The organism is Paenibacillus nanensis, from assembly GCF_003583765.1.
GTDB classification, from domain to species: Bacteria; Bacillota; Bacilli; order Paenibacillales; family Paenibacillaceae; genus Pristimantibacillus; species Pristimantibacillus nanensis.
Map to the genome: position 1 here is coordinate 58035 of NZ_QXQA01000015.1, position 17589 is coordinate 75623.

Sequence of the window (17589 nt, forward strand, 5' to 3'; positions counted from 1 at the left end):
TTGTATTAAGTAATCGTTGCAAAGTAGTCGAAGCTCGCGCGGATGCCGTCCGCTTCGCTTCCGACCCCTTCATATTCAAGAACGATCGCGCCTCTATAGCCATGGGAAGCGAGCCTGTCCAAGATGGATTTCACCTCAACATCGCCAAGCCCCAGGTTAGCGCCTTCGAAGGCTTTGCCTCCGAGCGACTTGTAGCGGCCGTCTTCCCGCCGAACGAAATCTTTCAAATGTACATGCGCGACATAAGGCAGAAGAATATCCAGAGCGGCTGACGGGTTCTCATCCACCAATAGGAAGTTGCCCGTATCGAATGTGGAGCGAAGCGATGGAGAGCTTACCCTGTCGATAATCGTCTGCACTTGAAGACCGCTTCCCGCCAGCTGGCCATGATTTTCCAGACATAGCACCAGCCCTTCCGCCTCCGCCTTTTTTGCAGCCGAGCCCAGACCGTCGACGATCCAGTCAAGCGCCTCTTCAAAGCTCGCGATTCCGCTTAAGTTCCCGGAGAATACGCGGATAATCGAGGTTCCGAGCGCCTTGGCAATGGGGAACGCGTTCGTAATGACCTGCTCCTCTTTCGCACGCTCCTCCCGCGTTGATTTGACAAAGTCATTTCCTACGGCGTAGCTTGTCACCTTGATTCCATGCTCGGCAACATAGGCAAGCGCCTGCGGAAGCTCGGTCTTAACGTCCTTCCAGAACACATCCAGCAGCTCAACCTGCCGGATCCCCTCATCCTTGCAAAAGGAGAGAAAGTCCAGCACCGTCCACCCCTTCTCCCGCACTGTACGGTGAACGCTCCACATACTAAGCGAAAGCTCCATTCAGCATCTCCCTCCGTCATCCATTATGTACATCCTTTGCTATATCCCTGCCTTCCCCCTCATTGTAAAAGCTGCGCTCCTGCAGAAATAGGGTACAGCGATGACCATTTTTGGTAACTTGATGCGGATATGCACTGAGCAGGCGAGTCATCGTAGGCAGGAGACGCGGAAAACGGAAAACTCCAAAAAAAAAGACAGCCGATTCTTTTAATCGGCCGTCGCTGTATTTTTCTACGATATGGAATGAAAACATTTTGTTAATAAGGACAGCAAATTGGAGAAATACTCTTTAATGGTATGAGATGGGAGGTGAATCGCACCATGAGCACGAAAGTGAAACCGGATAAAAACAATCCTCAAAATAGCCCGGCACGGTCCAACAACCCGAACGATCAAGGAAGAACTGGCGTACAAAAACAGAAGTAGAGTTAAGTGAGCAAATGGCAGCCACCTGATCTTGTCGGCTGCCTTCCTGTCAATTACCGTGTTACTCCAGCCCCTTCTTTTTCTTCCCTCTCTCTCCTGCGATAAGCAGCGGAATGCTCAATATGAAAGCGCCTGTCGTCAGCCAGATCGGCAGCGTCGGATCCAGCGAATACGCAAAGCCGCCGATGATGCCGGACGGTGAGACGACAAGCAGCACCAGAACGGACAGTATGGCGAACATCTTCGCGCGCTTCTCGTCGTCAATCGCGTTGGCGACGGCTGCTTCTAGATAAGGTGCGGTAATCATCGTTGCGCCCGCAGCTAATACTGTGCTTAAAGCGATCCAGCCCATCGCGCCTGTCGGCGTTAGCGCAAGTATGCCGTTCGAAACCGCCGATATGACGAACCCCCACAGCATGGTGCGATTCGTGAGACGTTCCGGAATTCGCGGCATCACGAGCCAAAGAACAAGCAGCATCACAACCGAAGAAACAGCGGGCACAATCGAAATGAGATCCTCTGCCACGCCAAGGTCATCTGCAAGATATAACGATAGATAAGTGCCCTTAACCGTCATTTGGAAGTTGAATAGAATGTAGACACCGAACATGAGAAGCAGGCCGCGGTCGGCTAACACCGCCCGCATCGTTCCGGCATAGTCCCGCAAGCTATTTTTCAGCCCAAGCTCGCTAGCCTCCCTTTTCTTTCGAAGCCCCATCTCTGTCTCATGGGTCGTGTAATGGCGGCCGAGGAATTGAGCGGTCATAAGAATGAACGCTATGACATACATGATACGAACGCCCGTTACCATTCCGTAATGGTGAACAATGAGCCCGCCAAGCGGAGCAAACAGTCCGCCAATTACGCCAATCACCTGCAGCAGAGTAAAAACGTAAGTCCGTTCCTTCGGTTCCGTGTCCTCGACGAGCAAACAGTAGAAGGCCGTATGGGGTACGCGTTGGAAGCCGTTTATTAAAGCGGCCGCAACAAAAAAACAGATGTTTTGCGAGAAGGCCCATAGCAGCGTTCCTACAGACCAGCTAATGATATCAAAGGTTAAAAGCGCTGCCTTACGTCCCATCCTGTCGGTCAAGTACCCGCTAATAAACGACGAAAACACTTGTACCGCCAAAGACAACGTCGTGACCCACCCGATCTGAGTCTCGCTAAGTCCTAGCTTGCTCATATAGATGGTTGCATACGTCGCAAACATGCTATATGGAATCAAAAATAACGGCTCGAAAGCGAGACAGCCTCTGCTGTTGCCTTTCAACCGCGGAAAAAAAGTAGTTGCCAAGTGAACATCCTCCTGTGAGCTTTATCGTTCGATTGAAGTCGGCAAGGCCGCCGATTGTGTAACCGGCAGCCTCAACATGATTGCTATTGATATCACCCTCCAGGAATATGAATAGAGATCACGCTGGAATATATCGAATTGATTATATCAAAATATCGGGCTGCTCTACCCTATTTTTTCGCGAAGAATACACCAATTATGCCCGAATGGATCCCGGAAGTGTAAGAAGTATCCAAAGCCTGCGTCCTTTAGATCCAGATTCTGCGCGCCAGCCTCAATAAGCTGTTCACGAAGCCGCTCGATATTCCGCTTCGATGCAAAAATGAAAGGCGCTGGCTTCCTTGCATTTTCCTTATCCGACTCCAGTTCCATCGCCTGGTCATGGATGTCCGTACACCGAACGATTAGATTCGGTCCTTTGTTCAATTTTAAGAAGGCTAGCTCATCCTTAGAGGGTGAATGGAGCGGAACAAATCCAAGATGCTTGACATACCAGTCTACGGCCGCTTGTATATCTGTCGGGTTGACGTTGATCGATAGATCTTCGACGCCTTCCAGAACGGGAATATTCTCTTCCGATATGACGGACGCTTGAGGCTCCTTCTCCGGCACCCACCCATTCTCCAAATAGAGCTCCTCCACCTCATCAGCGGTAATCGCCCGATTGTACAGCTTCAGATCGTCAATGCTCCCATGGAAGAAGAAAGCGGGTTCATTCGACGACTTACGGCCTATGTACAGCGGCTCCTCACGATTTACCGAAAATGTGCCTGGCTGCTCGGTGATGAGCCTGCCGTTCCGATACAGCTTGAACGTCCCGGCCTCGTAGGTGACTGCGATATGGTACCAGAAGTCTTTGGCAAGCGGCCTCTCCATCGCGAGATCGGGCTCCTGCAAAAACCGGTGAAAGACAATAACATTTTCTCTAGTGCTGAGCTGGAACGACCGTGCGTGAGGACCCTCTTGAGACACGATGGCACGGTTCCAGCCTGTTAAATCAGCGTTCATGTCATAGCGGCACCAGACGGACAGCGAGAAGGCGTCCTGCTTCAACTCCGGCGCCGGATCTACGACGATATAGTCATCTACTCCATCAAAATAATACGCGCTATTCGGTTTATCGAACCGATTTTTGCATAAGGCGGCGCCCACGACTATTCCGTGACGGCCGCACCCGCTGCTATCCTGGGCATCCCCATGGAATAAGTACTCGGCTGCAAGTCCGCGCCGAATTCCAGCGAAATGGCTGCCGAACAATTCGTCGATCGTTACTTGAAATACGTCAGACAAGATGGGCAGCACGGCCACGTCCGGACAAGACAACCCATTCTCCCACTTGCTCACCGACTGCGGCGTAATCCCGATCCGTTCTGCTAGTTGCTCCTGCGTCATGCCTTTTTGCCTTCTAAGCTTTCCGATACGCTCACATAGATTTCTTGTGTTATAAATACGAATCCCGCCTTTCCATTCTTTCCGATAAGTTCATTGTAAGCAAAAACTTCCAGAAAAGGTATCACCCATTTGTAGAGAGCGATATGCAGGGAACTCAACCGGCGGTTGCGAACGAGAAGATCAGCTAGGCATCGTGTGATGAACATGAGTATGGTATTATGTTATTATATGGAATAATTTGGACTGGAGGCATCGCCTTGAAGCAACTCAATATGCCGATGCGGCTTATTTTTATCGTTGGTGTTTTTCTAATTGCAGTTTTGGTCGCAGCTGTCGTATGGTATCAGCGCTCCGATCCTTTGGACAACACAGGTATGACAGTTTATACGGATGATAAGGGGGCACACGCTTCAATCGAACCGCAGTTGTCCGGTCAAGAAATTCAGTCCGCTCTGGCGAGTTCTACCCCGCAACGGTCAACACCCATCCATTATGGTATCGTCGTCCGATACGACGAGGAGCCGCTCCAAGAAGTGACGATCCGGTATTCCTATTTAGGCTTTAACAAAATAAAACGCATCACCCAATGGTTCGACTCCCATCATACGCTATAATCGCACTCCTCGTACGGGCAAAAAAAGCAGCCACTCCAAAAGGGTGGCTGCTCTCGTTTTTCTCCTTAAATGCCGGTGAAAAGAATACTGTAATCCTCATTGCCGTTTTTCGTCTTCCATCCGTTGAAGCCGGCTGCGTCGGTAATGCCCGGCTTGAACGTAAGCACGTAGACTTGCCCAGGCGTCATATCCTTCGACAGCTTCAGCGTCACCTCCGTGACGACCGCTCCCGTGTTGTTCAATTCATCGTGAGAGATGCCGACGGCAGATCCTCCTTGTTCATTTAACACGAAGTATGGCTCATTTACGTTTTTGACCGGTTCGCTGAAGAGGACCTTGATCGTCGAACGGTTAACGACAACGACCTGTTTCGCATAAGGAATCTCATTCGCGGCGACAGTTCCCGCGAATGTCGTATCATTCGCGCCGTCCTGCGTGAGGAGCGAAGACACGCCGGTTACTCTCGCTGAATACACATGGCCTGGCTGGAATAATGCCGGGTTCGGATCGGTTCCTGTACGGAATTGGACGGATACGACTTTATTTGCTCCTGATTTGCGAACGGCGTATTTGCTCCAGCCGGACATGGACACGTTCGCTCCGTTGTCTTTCAGAATAGTGACGACTAGTGAACCAATGTCCGAATCTGTAATGTCTCTGTCGAACGTTACCTCGATGGTGTTCTCATTGACCGCGGCAATACTTTGCAGCTTAACCGGCAGGACCGGATTCGAAATTCCCCCGAACAAAAGACCCGATTTCGTGTCCATGATGTTGCCTGCCAGATCGGGAATGCCGGAAACAGTCAGGTTGTAAACCGTTTTGTCCTGCTGTGCGGATGTGCGCAGCGTGACGGTGCGTCCTTCGTTATCCAGGCTCGCGGATAGGACCGATAAGCCAGGGATGCTGTAACGCGCGGTCTGTACGGCAATATCCCGATTCACCTTCTCGCTGAATTTGATGGTTAATGAAGCGTCTGCATTCACTTTAAACTCCGATTCGATAATCGTCGGCTTTGTCGCGTCGTTGCTGCCGATAATGGACAAATCCGATCGGGTGTCCATCACATTGCCGGCAAGATCCTTAATGTTCTTGACGGTCAACCAATACCGGGTATTGTCCGACTGGTTCGAAGTGGTGATCGTAACCTGTCTCTTATCCGAGGAGAGCTGCACAGACGTTAATTTGAGCCCTCCAGAGAACGAATAGTTCGACGGATTCGTAGCTGTCCCGTTATCTACCGGCTCGGAGAACGTCAACGTATAGACGCGGGCCGTGATCCGGTCGAACGCGGTTATCGTCGGCTTCGTCATATCCGATTTGGTCGATGTGTACGTCCAGACGCTGCCGTCGATCGTTAAATAGTGGGTACGGTTCTCTAACTGATAACCAGTCGTGAGCAATACCGACATTCCGTCTGCGCTAACCGTCGAATAAAGAATAGGAACGGCATTGCCGAGATCGTCGCGAAGCGAGAAGCGATTAACATCCGCCGAGCCTGCTTTTGCCTTCAGGTTGACCCTTACCGTCTGGACGTTCAGTCCTTCGACCGATCTCACGTCTAGCGCGGTGCCAGAACCTATATAGACCGCGTATATCGCTTCTACGAGCACGCCTCGAGTTGCTTTGACCGTGTAATCGCTCATAGGCGCGATCCAGCCTTTGACGAGTGCGGTAGCGACCGCCCCCTTCGCCCAGGCCGATACCTTGCCTTGGAAGCTGATGTTCGTGTTCGGCGTGCCGTTATTAACCTTCAGCAGCACGACGGCCAGCTCCTCGACCTTTACCGGAGCGGTCGGCTCGAACCGGTTATTCCCTTTGCCTTCCATAATGCCCGCGTTCCGCACCGCTTGGACCGCCGTAAATGACCAACGGTTCTTAAGCACGTCTGAAAAGCGAGGAGTCGAATTGGAAGAAGGCAATTCTAAAAGCCTGTAAAGCACGGCTGCGAATTGTTCGCGGGACATGGATTCGTGCAGACGGGATGACCCGTCCTCGAAGCCGGTCATAATGCCGTGCTGCTTCAGAATTTGGAACTTCTCCTCCGTCGTTAGCGTCGCCGCACCCGCGGACGGGACGGCGAGTCCAAGCAGCAACGTAAACGCGAGTAAGGCAAGAGCGATTTTTCTGAAAGCGGTTTTCTTCATGTTTGCCCAGTCCTCCCAAGGGATTTCTGCCGGCACCGCGGATATGACCGTAAGTACGCGGGCCAGCGAATTCACCTATATAACGCAGCCATGAAGGAAAATGTTTCTGTCGATGAATGTCCTTTCCAAAACTAGTCATAAATCGCGAAAACTTCCGTTATTTTGCTATGTTTTTTAACGAATAATCGCAAGCCCATTCAGTTTCGCGCTGTAGAGCAGCAGCTCCTTATCTGACGTGAAAATACGGGAAATCGGCTCTTCAACTTTTAACCGTAACCGGCCTGAGCCATCCAACAGAATGACGTTATCGCTCCCGCTAATCCGGCATATCAGCTTGTTATTCGATACCTGAACGCCAGTAATCGGCGAAGCCCATACAAGCGTGTCTTCCCCGTTCAAATCAATCTTGTACAGTTCAAACTGGTTTGCATTTTTTTCCGTTGTGTAAAAGAGATTTCCGTCTACTAGACCAAACCAAGCTGCGGCGTTGTCGGACAGCTTTCTTTCCTTCGTTCCGTCCAGGTTTGACGAATATAAAGCTTTGTCCCTATCTTTCACGTAGTAGAGCCTATTCTCGGCAACCTGGAAAAAGCTAACGCCAGAGCTCACGATCTTCTCCGTTTTATTGGTTTTTAGGTTAATTCTATAAATGCTATTCGCATCGGCTTCATTACGTGAAGCCAGCACATACGCATCGTTACCGTTGACAGCGATGTAGGAGGTGTCGCCGCCTGCTAGCGACCAGCTGCTGCCGCTGCGCGTAACCGCATACATTAAATCGGAATCCCCGACTTTCTTCTGTTCCCCTTGCAAGGATAAATATAAGTTGCCGCCTTCAAAAGCGGATGAGCCGAGACGGACGATCAACGTGCCGTAAGGCGTTTCACGAAAATCCAAATATCCATCATGCAGAAGCTCCGCTTTACCGTTGTCGTTTATTTTTACGTACTGGTCAGAGCCCGACACGCCTCCGCCTAGATGATAACGAAACCACAGCGCGTTATCGCGGACTTGGAAGGTTACTTTCACCGGATTCCATGCTTCATCGGAACCTTCGAGGCTATAAGAATAAATCTCCTCCTTGGCAGAAGGCTGATTGATGGGAGCACGGTAAATATGGTTCTTCGTACCTGTCATTTGAACGAAATAATAATACCCGTTAAAAACGGCGATATCGTTATCGACTGCATACGCGGGCAGGCCTGCCGGCTGCAGCTGCGGATTATGAGACGTAATGCTCAGCCCGCTTGCGGCATCCCACTTGTAGTCCCAACCAAATTCGTCATGCGCGAATCGCCAGGTCAGCGGAAAATAGGTAACGTTCCGGAAGGTCAATAAAGGATATTTTTCCTTTGTATTGTTTATCGCCTTGCCATTGACCGTGATGACCGATGCGGCAATATTCGCGTTATAAGCACTCGCGTTGCTTTTACTCGTCTTGTAAGGCGCATACGATGTAGATACCGGGCTTTGCTTTATGTTTAGGCCGGATTCTTGCGTCCAGGTCGCCTCAAGCCCTAGCAATCTCGTATCGTCCCATGTCATTGGAAAGTATGTGATACCGCGGTAAACCAACAAGGGGTATTGACGGTACTGATTTTCGACCGTATGCCCGTTCAGCTTTACGTCAAATGTCGGCAGCGTAACCTTTACATTGGAGTCAGCAGCCTTTATTGGTCCCGCAGGCACCAGTAAACTTATGCAAATAGAAATCAAAAAAGCACGGCTTATCCATCTTTTTCTCATCATGCGCGGCACCTCCTTTTTCTTACTCAAACGCCAATAGCAGGAAGAAAGTTGCATGTATTCATTTAAGGAATCAGAAGATCCTGCTTAATCGGCGATGAGAGGACAATCAGTGTCGTCGAGTCGCCATAAGCGCCTAGCTTGTTAATCGCGAGCTCTAGTGACTGCAGAGATTCCGTAACAATCTTGACGAGGAAATTATATTGATGTCCGCTGATCCGATGCAGCTCTATCACATCCTTTGCCTCTCGGCAGTATTCAACAAATGAATCACAGTTTTTGGTATAGAACAGAACAAACGCGGAGATTGATTTGTTTATTTTTTCCGGCGAGATGACGGCGCGATAGTGGTCGATAATGCCTTTCTCTTCCAAGCGCCGCACTCTTTCGGTTACGGCGGGCTGCGACAAGGAGACCGTTCTGCCTAAGTCTGTCATTGAGATTCGGCCTTGCTCCTGCAGCGCCACCAATATTTGTTTGTCTAATTCGTCCATTCATACACCCTCCTTTATTTTTAAGTTACATCCCACGAAATAAATAGGTTTTTAAGCCATCTTGCCAGATTAACCTTGTATCTTCTATGGTTCTTCCTTTCCTCATTATATAAAATTAAACCAAGAAAATAGATAAAGTCAAAGGATGATGTACGATGAAGACGAACGAGTTGCTGCAGCCTGTGCGTATTGGAAACTGGCAGCTTCGGAACCGGATTGTGATGGCGCCTATGACCCGCGGATTTGCGGATGATGCCAAGGGGACAGTGGGCGAAGAGGTTGTCGCGTATTATCGCCGGCGCGCGAAGGATGGAATCGGGCTGATCATCACGGAAGGAATAACCCCAACTTTCCGCGGAAAAGGAACTTACGGAGTGCCTGGAATCTATGCGAAGGAGCAGGTAAACGCATGGCGGAAAGTGACAGATGCGGTACATGAACATAACGGCACGATTATTGCGCAGCTGTGGCATGTCGGCAGACTGACCCATCCTGATTTAATCGGCGGCGCAGCCCCCCATGCACCTTCAGCATTGCAAGCCGAGGGGCTGGTTCATCGGCTTCGCAAGCCCTATGCCATCCCTGTGGCGATGACAATCGATGAGATTCGAGAGGTTGTGCTTCAGTTTCGGCAAGCGGCAAGGAATGCAATGGAAGCGGGGTTCGACGGCGTCGAAATTCATGGCGCGCATGGCTACTTAATCGACCAGTTCGCTGCCGAGGTCACAAATCTCCGAACCGACCGTTATGGCGGAGACCGTAAAGGCCGTTTGACGCTTCTGAAGGAAGTGCTCGCAGCCGTTGGCGATGCCGCGGGTATGGACCGTGTTGTTGTACGCTTCTCCGAGCTTAAAGATGACCAGCCGTCCTACCGTTGGCCGGATCCCGAAGAGGACGTCGCGGCGTACCTCGAAATGTTCCGCGGGGCAGGTCTGCGCATCCTCCACCCTTCGACTAACACGTTTGCAGAGCCGTTGTCGAACGGTCTAACGCTGCACGAGCTTGTGCGCAAACGCTGGGACGGGACCGTGATTGGCGTTGGCGGTTTATCGGCCGATTCGGCTGCGGATGCCATTCGCTCGGGCGTAATTGATTTGGCCGCTTTCGGTCGTCCGCTGCTGGCCAATGCAGATTTTGTGCATCGAATTCGAAACGGACAGCCGCTTATCCCCTATAACTCGAATATTCATTTAAAAAATCTGCTATAAGCCGATATTCCCTATCCGGGTATTCGAATAAAAAATAAGGCCGCTGCTAAGCGGCCTTCCCTTAAAATATGTCCATCGTTTATGCAGCTGCATGTAATCCGCCTATTGCTGCTTGGAGCCAAAAATTTCCTCGATTCGTTTATAAGCCTCTTCGAACTCTAGATCTTGCAGTTCAAAGAGCTCATCGCTGACTCTTTCATATTCGTCCATCTCATGATCTCTTAACTGCCCGTAATAATCGAGCATGACGTCTCTTTGGTCCCCGTTAATCTTGTCAGCGCCTGACAAAAAGTTGATGGAATCCAAATATGCTCCGTAGGAAACGTTCATCTTATCGGTAAATTCGTCTCGCCAATCGATGATTTGATCAAAATGATCGCCTCTCGTTTCCAAGGCTTTTCCTCTGCTTTCCAAATACCAATTGTGCCATTTCAACGCTTCCTCGCGGCTTTGTTCGAACTGCGCCTTCAGCTCATCCTGATTATTGACGTCTGTATAGGTTCCGCCCGCCGCTTCTGCTACTTCCTTCAGCTGCTTCTGCCCTTCATCGTCGACATCGAACCCGATAATGTTGACAATCGGATTCACATCGGATTGCTTCAGCAGCTCCGCCGACCTCACCGGATCGCCTCCGCATGTTTCAATGCCGTCGCTTACGATATATAGAATATTGCGGTTGTTGTCGCCCTCGAATTCGGATAAATCCGAATTGGCAAGCTCAATCGCTTTGCTGAGCGGCGTCCATCCCGCCGGCTTGAAGCTGTCTAAAGCGTCGTCGAGCTCCGGCCTGTCGTACGGCTTCACCTCGTAAACCAGTTCGTTGGCCGCGCAGGACAGCTCACGGTCTTTATTCGAGCCGGTTCCTTTATGGCCATATACGCGAAGACCGACATTTGCGCCTTCCGGCAATGAGGAAAGAAATGCAGCGATCGCCTCTTTAGCCAGCTCCATCCGGGTTTGCCCGTCAATTGTCTCCGCCATGCTGCCGCTTGCATCCAGCACAATTTCTACATTATAAGCGTCCTTCTGAAGCTCGGGCGTAATTGGATCTGCGCCGTCCGGGAGCGACTTATCGTATTCGACGGAGATATCCCGCGGGTCGGGAAGATCAGGCTTGAATAAGCTGTATATATAAGTAAAATAGAGCTCCACATCCCTAGTGCTTGCATCTACAGGCAAAACAGGAAGCTCCGCCAAAAACGCTTCTACCTCAGCATTCCCTTCCACTTCCTCGATCCCTTTAAAACGTCCCACCGGATATTCGATAAATTCGGTAATTGTTGACGGTATAGGCGGCAATTTCTCCCACTCAGCGAGGAAAGATTCCAGCTGATCAGGCTCTTGCAGCTGTTTGTCCTCGTTTGCTGATGACAACTGCTCAGGCGTTGGCGATTCTGAAATCGTGGGTTTTTCTGCATCCGGCTCATCATTTTTGGAGCAGCCTGCAATGAGCATCGCACCAATAAGGCATGCGGCAACTATGACTTTACTTACGCTGTACAAAACAATAATCCCCTTCCAAAATGGAGTGTAACAGCCATTATCGTAACACGGCCCAAATATGGAAGGATAGGGAAATAAGTCCCGTTAACCATTTTCTTCCTAATCCGTCTTAAGTCCTGCCTCTTCTCCTTCGATTGCATTTCGAATATCGTAGTCGTTCAAATCAAAATCAGGTTCCATGCCAAGCGCCAGCTTGGCTAATTGGCAGCCGATGAAAGGGCCCGTCGTTAAGCCGCTCGCTCCAAGACCGTTGGCAGAGTAGAGTCCCTCCCATCCCGGAAATTGGCCGATTACCGGCAAGTATCCAGGTGTATGGGGACGGAATCCGACTCTAACCTCTCGGAATGAGGCGTTCTTCAAGCCAGGCGCAGCCATCATCCCTTTATTCAAAATTTCCTGCATGCCGCCCGCAGTTATTCGAGTATCATAGCCGTCTATATCATCTTCATGAGTTGCTCCGATTACGATCCTCCAGTCTTCAAACGCAAGCAAATATTGATCGGATGGCGGCATAACGACCGGCCAGCTGCCAGTCTCGTACTGATCTGCAGCCTGTACATGCATAATTTGCGCTTTCTGATAACCAACCTTGAACGCAATGCCCAAAGGCTGAAGAAGCTGCCGGGCCCAAGCGCCTGCGCACACGATAACCGCGTCTGCTTTGAAAAACTCGCCTCCGGCAGCAGCCCCAATGACTCGGTGCGATTCATAACGTATTTCAGCATCCCCGCGAATGAATGCAGCCCCGTGCCTTTGCGCGGACCGAACGAGAGCATCGCGCAGCGCTCGGCCGTCGACGCGGGCGGCGCCGCTTATATGTACGGAATGATGGCCATCTGCGAGCAAAGGAAACCGCGCGATCGTTTCTTGCGGATCTAGGCGGGTGATCTCGCCGATTTCCGGTGCATCCGGTTTGCGCTGCTGCGCCCGCTCTTCAAGCTTGGCGATTTTCGCCATATCCTCATGTATGCTAAGAGCTCCTACCTTGGCATAGCCTGTTTCGGTTTCGCCTTCCTTTGTAAGCTCCTCGATTAATCCAGGGTAAAAGCTTGCGCCGGCCTTCGCTAACCGGTACCAGGCCTTATTCCGCCTCTGCGACAACCAAGGACAAATAATGCCTGCTGCGGCATCGGTCGCCTGTCCCTGGTCCTGTCGGTCTATGATTAGGACTTTCGCCCCCATTTTCGCCAGCTGGTATGCCGTAGACGCACCCAAGATACCGGCGCCTATGACAATGACGCTTTTTACGCTTGACGCTGAAACGTCTTTCTCCATGATGTAATCATCCATGACGAACCCGTTCCCGATTTCTGCGATTTGTTCCCGTACGATCCGAAAGCCCTTCTTACTATAAACGGCAATGCTGGATTCATTATGCCGATTGACCGTCAGCCAGATATGGGAAAGACTCCGTTTTTTGCACAGCTCCTCCAGGAAGTCCATCGCTTTACTCGCATAACCTCGGCCCCTGTGCTCTTTCAAGATATAGAACTTGCTGAGAAAGAGCTTCCCTGCTTCTTGTTTAACCGCTAAATAACCGACTGTAGAGCGATCGAGCCGAATAAAAAAATATTCATACCCTTGCGCTTGAATGTGATCCGTTATCGCTGAAGACGATTGAAAATTGCCAACCATATAATGGATCTGTTCGTCCGAAATGATGGATACATAATATTCGCGCCAGATGGCCGACGCCAATCGTGCGACCTCTTCGATCTCTTCTGCGGTATTCACGCGTGGAAATAGTAGCTTAATGGCTTGTCCCCTCCTTTTCTCCGTCTAGCCGCCCCTTCATTGTCCGTTCGAACGCCGATACGCTCTTTCATGGAATTTCGTGATGCTGCGGAACAGCAGCTTCCCGTCATGCGGCAGACGGTTACTCTCTTCGAAGCTCATAACCATCGCCCGATAGGGCTCCGGAACCCATATATAATGATGGAGATAGTCGGTGAGATGAAATCCGCAGCTTTCCCAGAAATGGATTCGCCGGCTATTCTCCTCCGTCCTTTCGGCTTCCACTTCGACGATGATCCCTCTGCAGCTGGCAGCCGACTGCGCCCACTCCTTAATGCGGTTGAGCAAAAGTCTGCCGTAACCGCTGCCCCTAACATCCTCGCGAATCGCGATATAATCGATCAGCAATGCTCCGACCTGTTTATCGATTCCGGTTAGCGCCATCCCAACGATTTCGGATTCATGGGCAATCGTATGCAGCTGGCACATTCGTTTTTCAAACATGCGGCGAATGATGTCGCGGTTTTTCCTGCCGCCATGCGGGAAAGCTTGCTCATAGATTCGCTCTGCAGCAAGCCACTGCGACTCATTCCATTCTTCGGTTATCCAATAGTCCAAAGCTAACAGTGCTGTTCACCACTTTATTAAGAATCTTTGCACATCCCCATCATTGTATCATGCCAAAAAACAGAATCGCCAGCAGTTAGCCTAACGGCAAGCGGCTGTAACAGCAAAAAAACAGGGAGCAGCCGCCACAGCTTCTGCCTCCTGTTTTTCACGAATGTCTTCGTCAATCTTGCGAGTCTTCATCCATTCTATACTCTAACAGATCGCCGGGCTGACAATCCAAAGCCTTACAAATCGCCTCTAGCGTCGACAGTCGAATGGCTTTCGCTTTTCCATTTTTCAAAATCGAAAGATTCGCCATCGTAATGCCGACCCGCTCGGAAAGCTCCGTCACACTCATTTTCCTCTTCGCTAACATCACATCAATATTAATAATAATAGCCATGTTTTTCACCTCAGATCGTCAAATCATTTTCTGATTTTATAGCGATGGCGTTCTTGAGCAGCTTCTGGAGAACAGCGGCAAAAACTCCGATGACCAATGACGCAAAAATAATAACCATCCCGATGACAATGAGACCTGGGGCGTCATCCTTCTCCGCCATAAGATAGAGGAATGGCTCGGACGCCACGTACAACACGCTTATTGCGAAGGCGCAGTATTTGATATTTTTTAATGCTTTTACCGACAGCTCTGAGAACGCGTTACTCTTGTCAATCAAGGTTAAAAGCTTAAATGCTTGATACAGGGCGGCAAAAAACGGAATGACGGATACATACATGATGGTTATTACAGGGAACACCCAATAAGCCGAAAAATAATCCGCTGCTTCGTTTGCGATCCTCGGCAGCGCAAAAATGCACACGGCCAGAATCGGAATCCCCATTAGGATAACAGTTAGCTTTAAAAACAGCGTCTCTCGTTTCACGCTAAGCACCTCACTTGTTTGATTTCATATTGACTTTAGCACAATATTTATCGTTTTGCAATATATTTAGATCGTAATAAAATATATCGTTGTTGTTTTTTTATCCTAAAACAGCAAAAAGAAGCAACCGCCGGCCGGCAGCTGCTCCAATACTCGTTCAGCTTTTCAAATCTACAGTGACTTCGAGATCCTGCAGGTAATGAATGTTGATCTGTGGGGTGCAAATCGAAATGGAATCGGTATTTGATATGTTGGAAAAGGTCAATTGATAGGAATCGGTGCCTTGAATTCGTATTGGCGGACGATCGCTATGGATCGGAATGTCTTTGCTATCCTCAAGCCAGATGTGACGGGCTTGCTCGAAAACGCCTTCTCCCGCAATTTCATACGTAATCGTTAAGCTGTTATTGACGAGTTCCTGATCGAGGACGGTGACCGATCCCGCCATTCCTTGTGAAAGGGTGACCGGCACCCCCTTCCATACTGCGCGCGTTTTGTTCGATGTGTCGATACTGCTAAAGTATGGTTTGATTGTCAATTGCTTCGGAATCGTCTCAAGCGGCTCAAACGAGTAGGTATACGAGCCGCTTTCTTTATGTGAGCTGCCGCGGCCGCCAGTTGGCCGCAGACGACGTCCCCGATCGTCAGACACCTGGATCTCCCAAAACGGAGATGAGGTGTTTCTGAACAGAAGAGCTAATTGAGTGGACGTCGGGAATAAAGTAATCGATTCGTAATTCACTTCAATCGCATTCCAGACTCTTGTCTCGTCGATCGTAAAGGATTGATACCCTCCTTGCCGTTCGATAGGAATTTCAGCATAGGTCTTGGTCTCATCGGAAGATAATAGGCTGAGCAAAAACTGATCAGGCAGCCGCTCCTCCACATCAATACTTAAGGTTCCCGCAAATGTGCCGTCTTTTAGCTTTTCCATACTGAACCCGTAACCAAGATTAGACGGCCGCTTGTGATCGATTGTAAAGACGATATCGTTCACGATCGAGGTAGGTTCGTTTTCGTCAATCGGCGGATGGATGACCAAGCCGAGATGAATGCTGGAGCCGTCGTAGAGGCTCTCCGTAAGGGTAACCCTTTGTTCGCCAATCTGAACCTCTTGGCCTATTTCTGCCGCCAAGCGGAGCTGGCTTCCTCTTTTCAGTCCGTCGTGACCGACCAGCTCGAAGACGGAACCAATGAGAGGCAGCGACCTCATGGCCTCCGCAAAATTCGGATTCACTGCCGACAGACCTAATGAAATCGCTAGGGATGCTGCCGCCGCAGCAGCTATGTAACGGAGCTTAGTAGGCTTTTTATGATTTTGTTTTAAATGGTTTAAGGTAAGATGGATCCGTTGATCGACATGTTCAGGCAAAGGCGTGTTGACCTGCTTTATTAATTCCTGCTCCCACTTTTCCATTGATATCCCTCCTGCTCCTCCCATATGCTGCGTGCATTCTCGCGTGCCCGGCGCAGCCAGGTCTTAATGGTGTTCTCTGGCTTCTGATAGATTTCGGCCAAATCCTTGATTGAGATATCTTCGATGTGATAAAGCTTCAGAAGGCTGCCTTCCTCAGAAGGCAATGACTCTAATAACTGCTCCAATTCAACCTTCTCATAGCCGTTCTCCTCGGATGAGGTTAAGGGCGCCATCCGCTCATGAATCTCAATCACTTTTTTATTTTGCCGGTGAATATAGTTGCACTCATTGATTACAATACGGAGCAGCCAGGTTCTGAAATAGCCCGGTTCTCTTAACGTCTTGATTTTCTCAAATGCCTTCAGTATCGCTTCCTGGATAGCGTCCGCACAGTCCGAATCGTTCGTAAGGATCGTTTTGGCCACTTGGTACATGATCAGCTTGTTGGTTTGAATCAAGCGCTCAAAGGCGTGCAAGTTCCCTTTTTGAGCTTGCTTCACATCTCCTGCAATATCCATCGCACCCCTCCTCCCTTTCGTTTCGACGTATGTTAGATGCAGGGAACGTCAACAAGGTTTCAAATCGTGTTAGATTCATAAAAAAAGCAGCCGATCATTGTGACCAGCTGCAATAAGGTTCAAAAGCGAAGGATAAGCGAGATGAGATAAACAGCGGTTCCCCACATAATAACTGCTGAACATTTATTCAGCACAAGAATAAACCGGCCGGATTTATCTAATTTACCCACTTGTCTCCCGACGATGGCAAGCATGAAAAACCAGATCCAGGACACCAAAATACAGGCAAGCGCAAAGGCCAGCCTCTCCTGCCCGTGATAAGATACGGAGCTCGTTCCGATGACCCCGACCGTATCGAGAATAGCGTGAGGATTCAGTAACGAGACCGATGCGGCGAAAGCGATTTGCCTTCGAGGAGACAAAGCTTCGTCTCTAGAAGCGCTGTTATTCGGCTTGCTTCTCCAAGTGACAAACCCCATATAGAGTAGAAAGGCGATACCTGCCGCAAATAATATCGTCTTGACAGCCGGGACAGCGAATAGGATGACAGATACCCCAAGAACGGCAAAAGCAATCAAAGCCGTGTCGCAAAGAGCGGCAGTTACGATCACGGGAAGCGCCCGGTAAAATTTAGGCTGGGTCACGCCTTGATTGAATACAAAAACATTTTGTACGCCTAACGGCAGAATAAGGCCGGCCGCCAAAATGATCCCCTGAATAATTGCGGTAAGCATAAATCAAGTTCTCCTCATTCTAAGTTGTCCCAAGAATTT

The 17589-nt window shown here is 49.9% G+C and carries 16 protein-coding genes and 1 pseudogene; 2 read left to right on the top strand and 15 right to left on the bottom strand.

Annotated elements, in window-relative coordinates; genetic code table 11:
• Nucleotides 1–5: 5 nt before the first annotated feature.
• From D3P08_RS20540 to D3P08_RS20550, 3 genes are all read right to left on the bottom strand, one after another.
• Entirely contained in the window at nt 6–824 is an 819-nt protein-coding gene (locus tag D3P08_RS20540) for a sugar phosphate isomerase/epimerase family protein (protein WP_119601995.1), read from the bottom strand.
• 487 nt (nt 825–1311) lie between these two features.
• On the bottom strand, nt 1312–2547 hold the full coding sequence (locus D3P08_RS20545; RefSeq protein WP_119601996.1) for an MFS transporter: 1236 nt from the start codon (nt 2545–2547) through the stop codon (nt 1312–1314).
• A gap of 165 nt (nt 2548–2712) precedes the next feature.
• A complete protein-coding gene (locus tag D3P08_RS20550; protein WP_338068734.1) occupies nt 2713–4002 on the bottom strand; it encodes a LamG-like jellyroll fold domain-containing protein in 1290 nt (429 codons plus the stop codon).
• A gap of 194 nt (nt 4003–4196) precedes the next feature.
• On the opposite strand from D3P08_RS20550, the gene D3P08_RS20555 reads away from it, so the two are divergent.
• Nucleotides 4197–4553, top strand: coding sequence for a hypothetical protein (locus D3P08_RS20555; RefSeq protein WP_119601998.1), 357 nt, complete (start codon nt 4197–4199; stop codon nt 4551–4553).
• Between the two features lie 65 nt (nt 4554–4618).
• On the opposite strand, the gene D3P08_RS20560 is transcribed toward D3P08_RS20555, so the two are convergent.
• The 3 genes from D3P08_RS20560 to D3P08_RS20570 form a co-directional block, all read right to left on the bottom strand.
• Nucleotides 4619–6700, bottom strand: a complete 2082-nt coding sequence (locus tag D3P08_RS20560) for an Ig-like domain-containing protein (RefSeq protein ID WP_119601999.1) — start codon at nt 6698–6700, stop codon at nt 4619–4621.
• 174 nt (nt 6701–6874) lie between these two features.
• Nucleotides 6875–8449, bottom strand: coding sequence for a DUF5050 domain-containing protein (locus D3P08_RS20565; RefSeq protein WP_162848547.1), 1575 nt, complete (start codon nt 8447–8449; stop codon nt 6875–6877).
• 62 nt (nt 8450–8511) lie between these two features.
• A complete protein-coding gene (locus tag D3P08_RS20570; RefSeq protein WP_119602001.1) occupies nt 8512–8940 on the bottom strand; it encodes an Lrp/AsnC family transcriptional regulator in 429 nt (142 codons plus the stop codon).
• Nucleotides 8941–9095: 155 nt separating this feature from the next.
• Here D3P08_RS20570 and D3P08_RS20575 point away from each other — a divergent pair, with 155 nt between their 5' ends.
• Complete coding sequence (locus D3P08_RS20575) at nt 9096–10148, top strand: oxidoreductase (protein WP_119602002.1); 1053 nt, start codon at nt 9096–9098, stop codon at nt 10146–10148.
• A 102-nt stretch (nt 10149–10250) separates the two neighbouring features.
• Here D3P08_RS20575 and D3P08_RS20580 read toward each other — a convergent pair whose 3' ends face one another.
• From D3P08_RS20580 to D3P08_RS20615, 9 genes and pseudogenes are all read right to left on the bottom strand, one after another.
• Entirely contained in the window at nt 10251–11651 is a 1401-nt protein-coding gene (locus D3P08_RS20580) for a VWA domain-containing protein (RefSeq protein WP_119602003.1), read from the bottom strand.
• A gap of 99 nt (nt 11652–11750) precedes the next feature.
• Complete coding sequence (locus D3P08_RS20585; protein ID WP_170160267.1) at nt 11751–12926, bottom strand: NAD(P)/FAD-dependent oxidoreductase; 1176 nt, start codon at nt 12924–12926, stop codon at nt 11751–11753.
• Nucleotides 12927–12965: 39 nt separating this feature from the next.
• Nucleotides 12966–13385, bottom strand: a pseudogene (locus D3P08_RS27760) (GNAT family N-acetyltransferase); the annotation flags it as partial.
• A 57-nt stretch (nt 13386–13442) separates the two neighbouring features.
• Nucleotides 13443–14003, bottom strand: coding sequence for a GNAT family N-acetyltransferase (locus D3P08_RS20590; RefSeq protein WP_162848548.1), 561 nt, complete (start codon nt 14001–14003; stop codon nt 13443–13445).
• Between the two features lie 172 nt (nt 14004–14175).
• The gene (locus tag D3P08_RS20595) at nt 14176–14397 is read right to left on the bottom strand and encodes a helix-turn-helix domain-containing protein (RefSeq protein ID WP_119602006.1); all 222 of its coding nucleotides are present in this window, start codon (nt 14395–14397) and stop codon (nt 14176–14178) included.
• A gap of 10 nt (nt 14398–14407) precedes the next feature.
• Nucleotides 14408–14839: a DUF2975 domain-containing protein gene (locus D3P08_RS20600; RefSeq protein WP_206098989.1), complete on the bottom strand. Its 432-nt coding sequence runs from the start codon at nt 14837–14839 to the stop codon at nt 14408–14410.
• Nucleotides 14840–15038: 199 nt separating this feature from the next.
• Nucleotides 15039–16298, bottom strand: coding sequence for a DUF4179 domain-containing protein (locus D3P08_RS20605; RefSeq protein WP_162848549.1), 1260 nt, complete (start codon nt 16296–16298; stop codon nt 15039–15041).
• Nucleotides 16274–16816: a sigma-70 family RNA polymerase sigma factor gene (locus D3P08_RS20610; RefSeq protein ID WP_119602009.1), complete on the bottom strand. Its 543-nt coding sequence runs from the start codon at nt 16814–16816 to the stop codon at nt 16274–16276. Before D3P08_RS20610 ends, D3P08_RS20605 begins: the two co-directional genes overlap by 25 nt.
• Nucleotides 16817–16935: 119 nt before the next feature.
• Entirely contained in the window at nt 16936–17550 is a 615-nt protein-coding gene (locus D3P08_RS20615; protein WP_119602010.1) for a LysE/ArgO family amino acid transporter, read from the bottom strand.
• Nucleotides 17551–17589 lie beyond the last annotated feature (39 nt).

What these genes read in the sequence shown, in the direction of transcription:
- D3P08_RS20605 (WP_162848549.1), bottom strand. Translation starts at nt 16,298, where the DNA reads ATGGAAAAGTGGGAGCAGGAATTAATAAAGCAGGTCAACACGCCTTTG.
- D3P08_RS20575 (WP_119602002.1), top strand. Translation starts at nt 9,096, where the DNA reads ATGAAGACGAACGAGTTGCTGCAGCCTGTGCGTATTGGAAACTGGCAG.
- D3P08_RS20540 (WP_119601995.1), bottom strand. Translation starts at nt 824, where the DNA reads ATGGAGCTTTCGCTTAGTATGTGGAGCGTTCACCGTACAGTGCGGGAG.
- D3P08_RS20565 (WP_162848547.1), bottom strand. Translation starts at nt 8,449, where the DNA reads ATGATGAGAAAAAGATGGATAAGCCGTGCTTTTTTGATTTCTATTTGC.
- D3P08_RS20610 (WP_119602009.1), bottom strand. Translation starts at nt 16,816, where the DNA reads ATGGATATTGCAGGAGATGTGAAGCAAGCTCAAAAAGGGAACTTGCAC.
- D3P08_RS20560 (WP_119601999.1), bottom strand. Translation starts at nt 6,700, where the DNA reads ATGAAGAAAACCGCTTTCAGAAAAATCGCTCTTGCCTTACTCGCGTTT.
- D3P08_RS20615 (WP_119602010.1), bottom strand. Translation starts at nt 17,550, where the DNA reads ATGCTTACCGCAATTATTCAGGGGATCATTTTGGCGGCCGGCCTTATT.
- D3P08_RS20570 (WP_119602001.1), bottom strand. Translation starts at nt 8,940, where the DNA reads ATGGACGAATTAGACAAACAAATATTGGTGGCGCTGCAGGAGCAAGGC.
- D3P08_RS20585 (WP_170160267.1), bottom strand. Translation starts at nt 12,926, where the DNA reads ATGGAGAAAGACGTTTCAGCGTCAAGCGTAAAAAGCGTCATTGTCATA.
- D3P08_RS20600 (WP_206098989.1), bottom strand. Translation starts at nt 14,839, where the DNA reads ATGGGGATTCCGATTCTGGCCGTGTGCATTTTTGCGCTGCCGAGGATC.
- D3P08_RS20595 (WP_119602006.1), bottom strand. Translation starts at nt 14,397, where the DNA reads ATGGCTATTATTATTAATATTGATGTGATGTTAGCGAAGAGGAAAATG.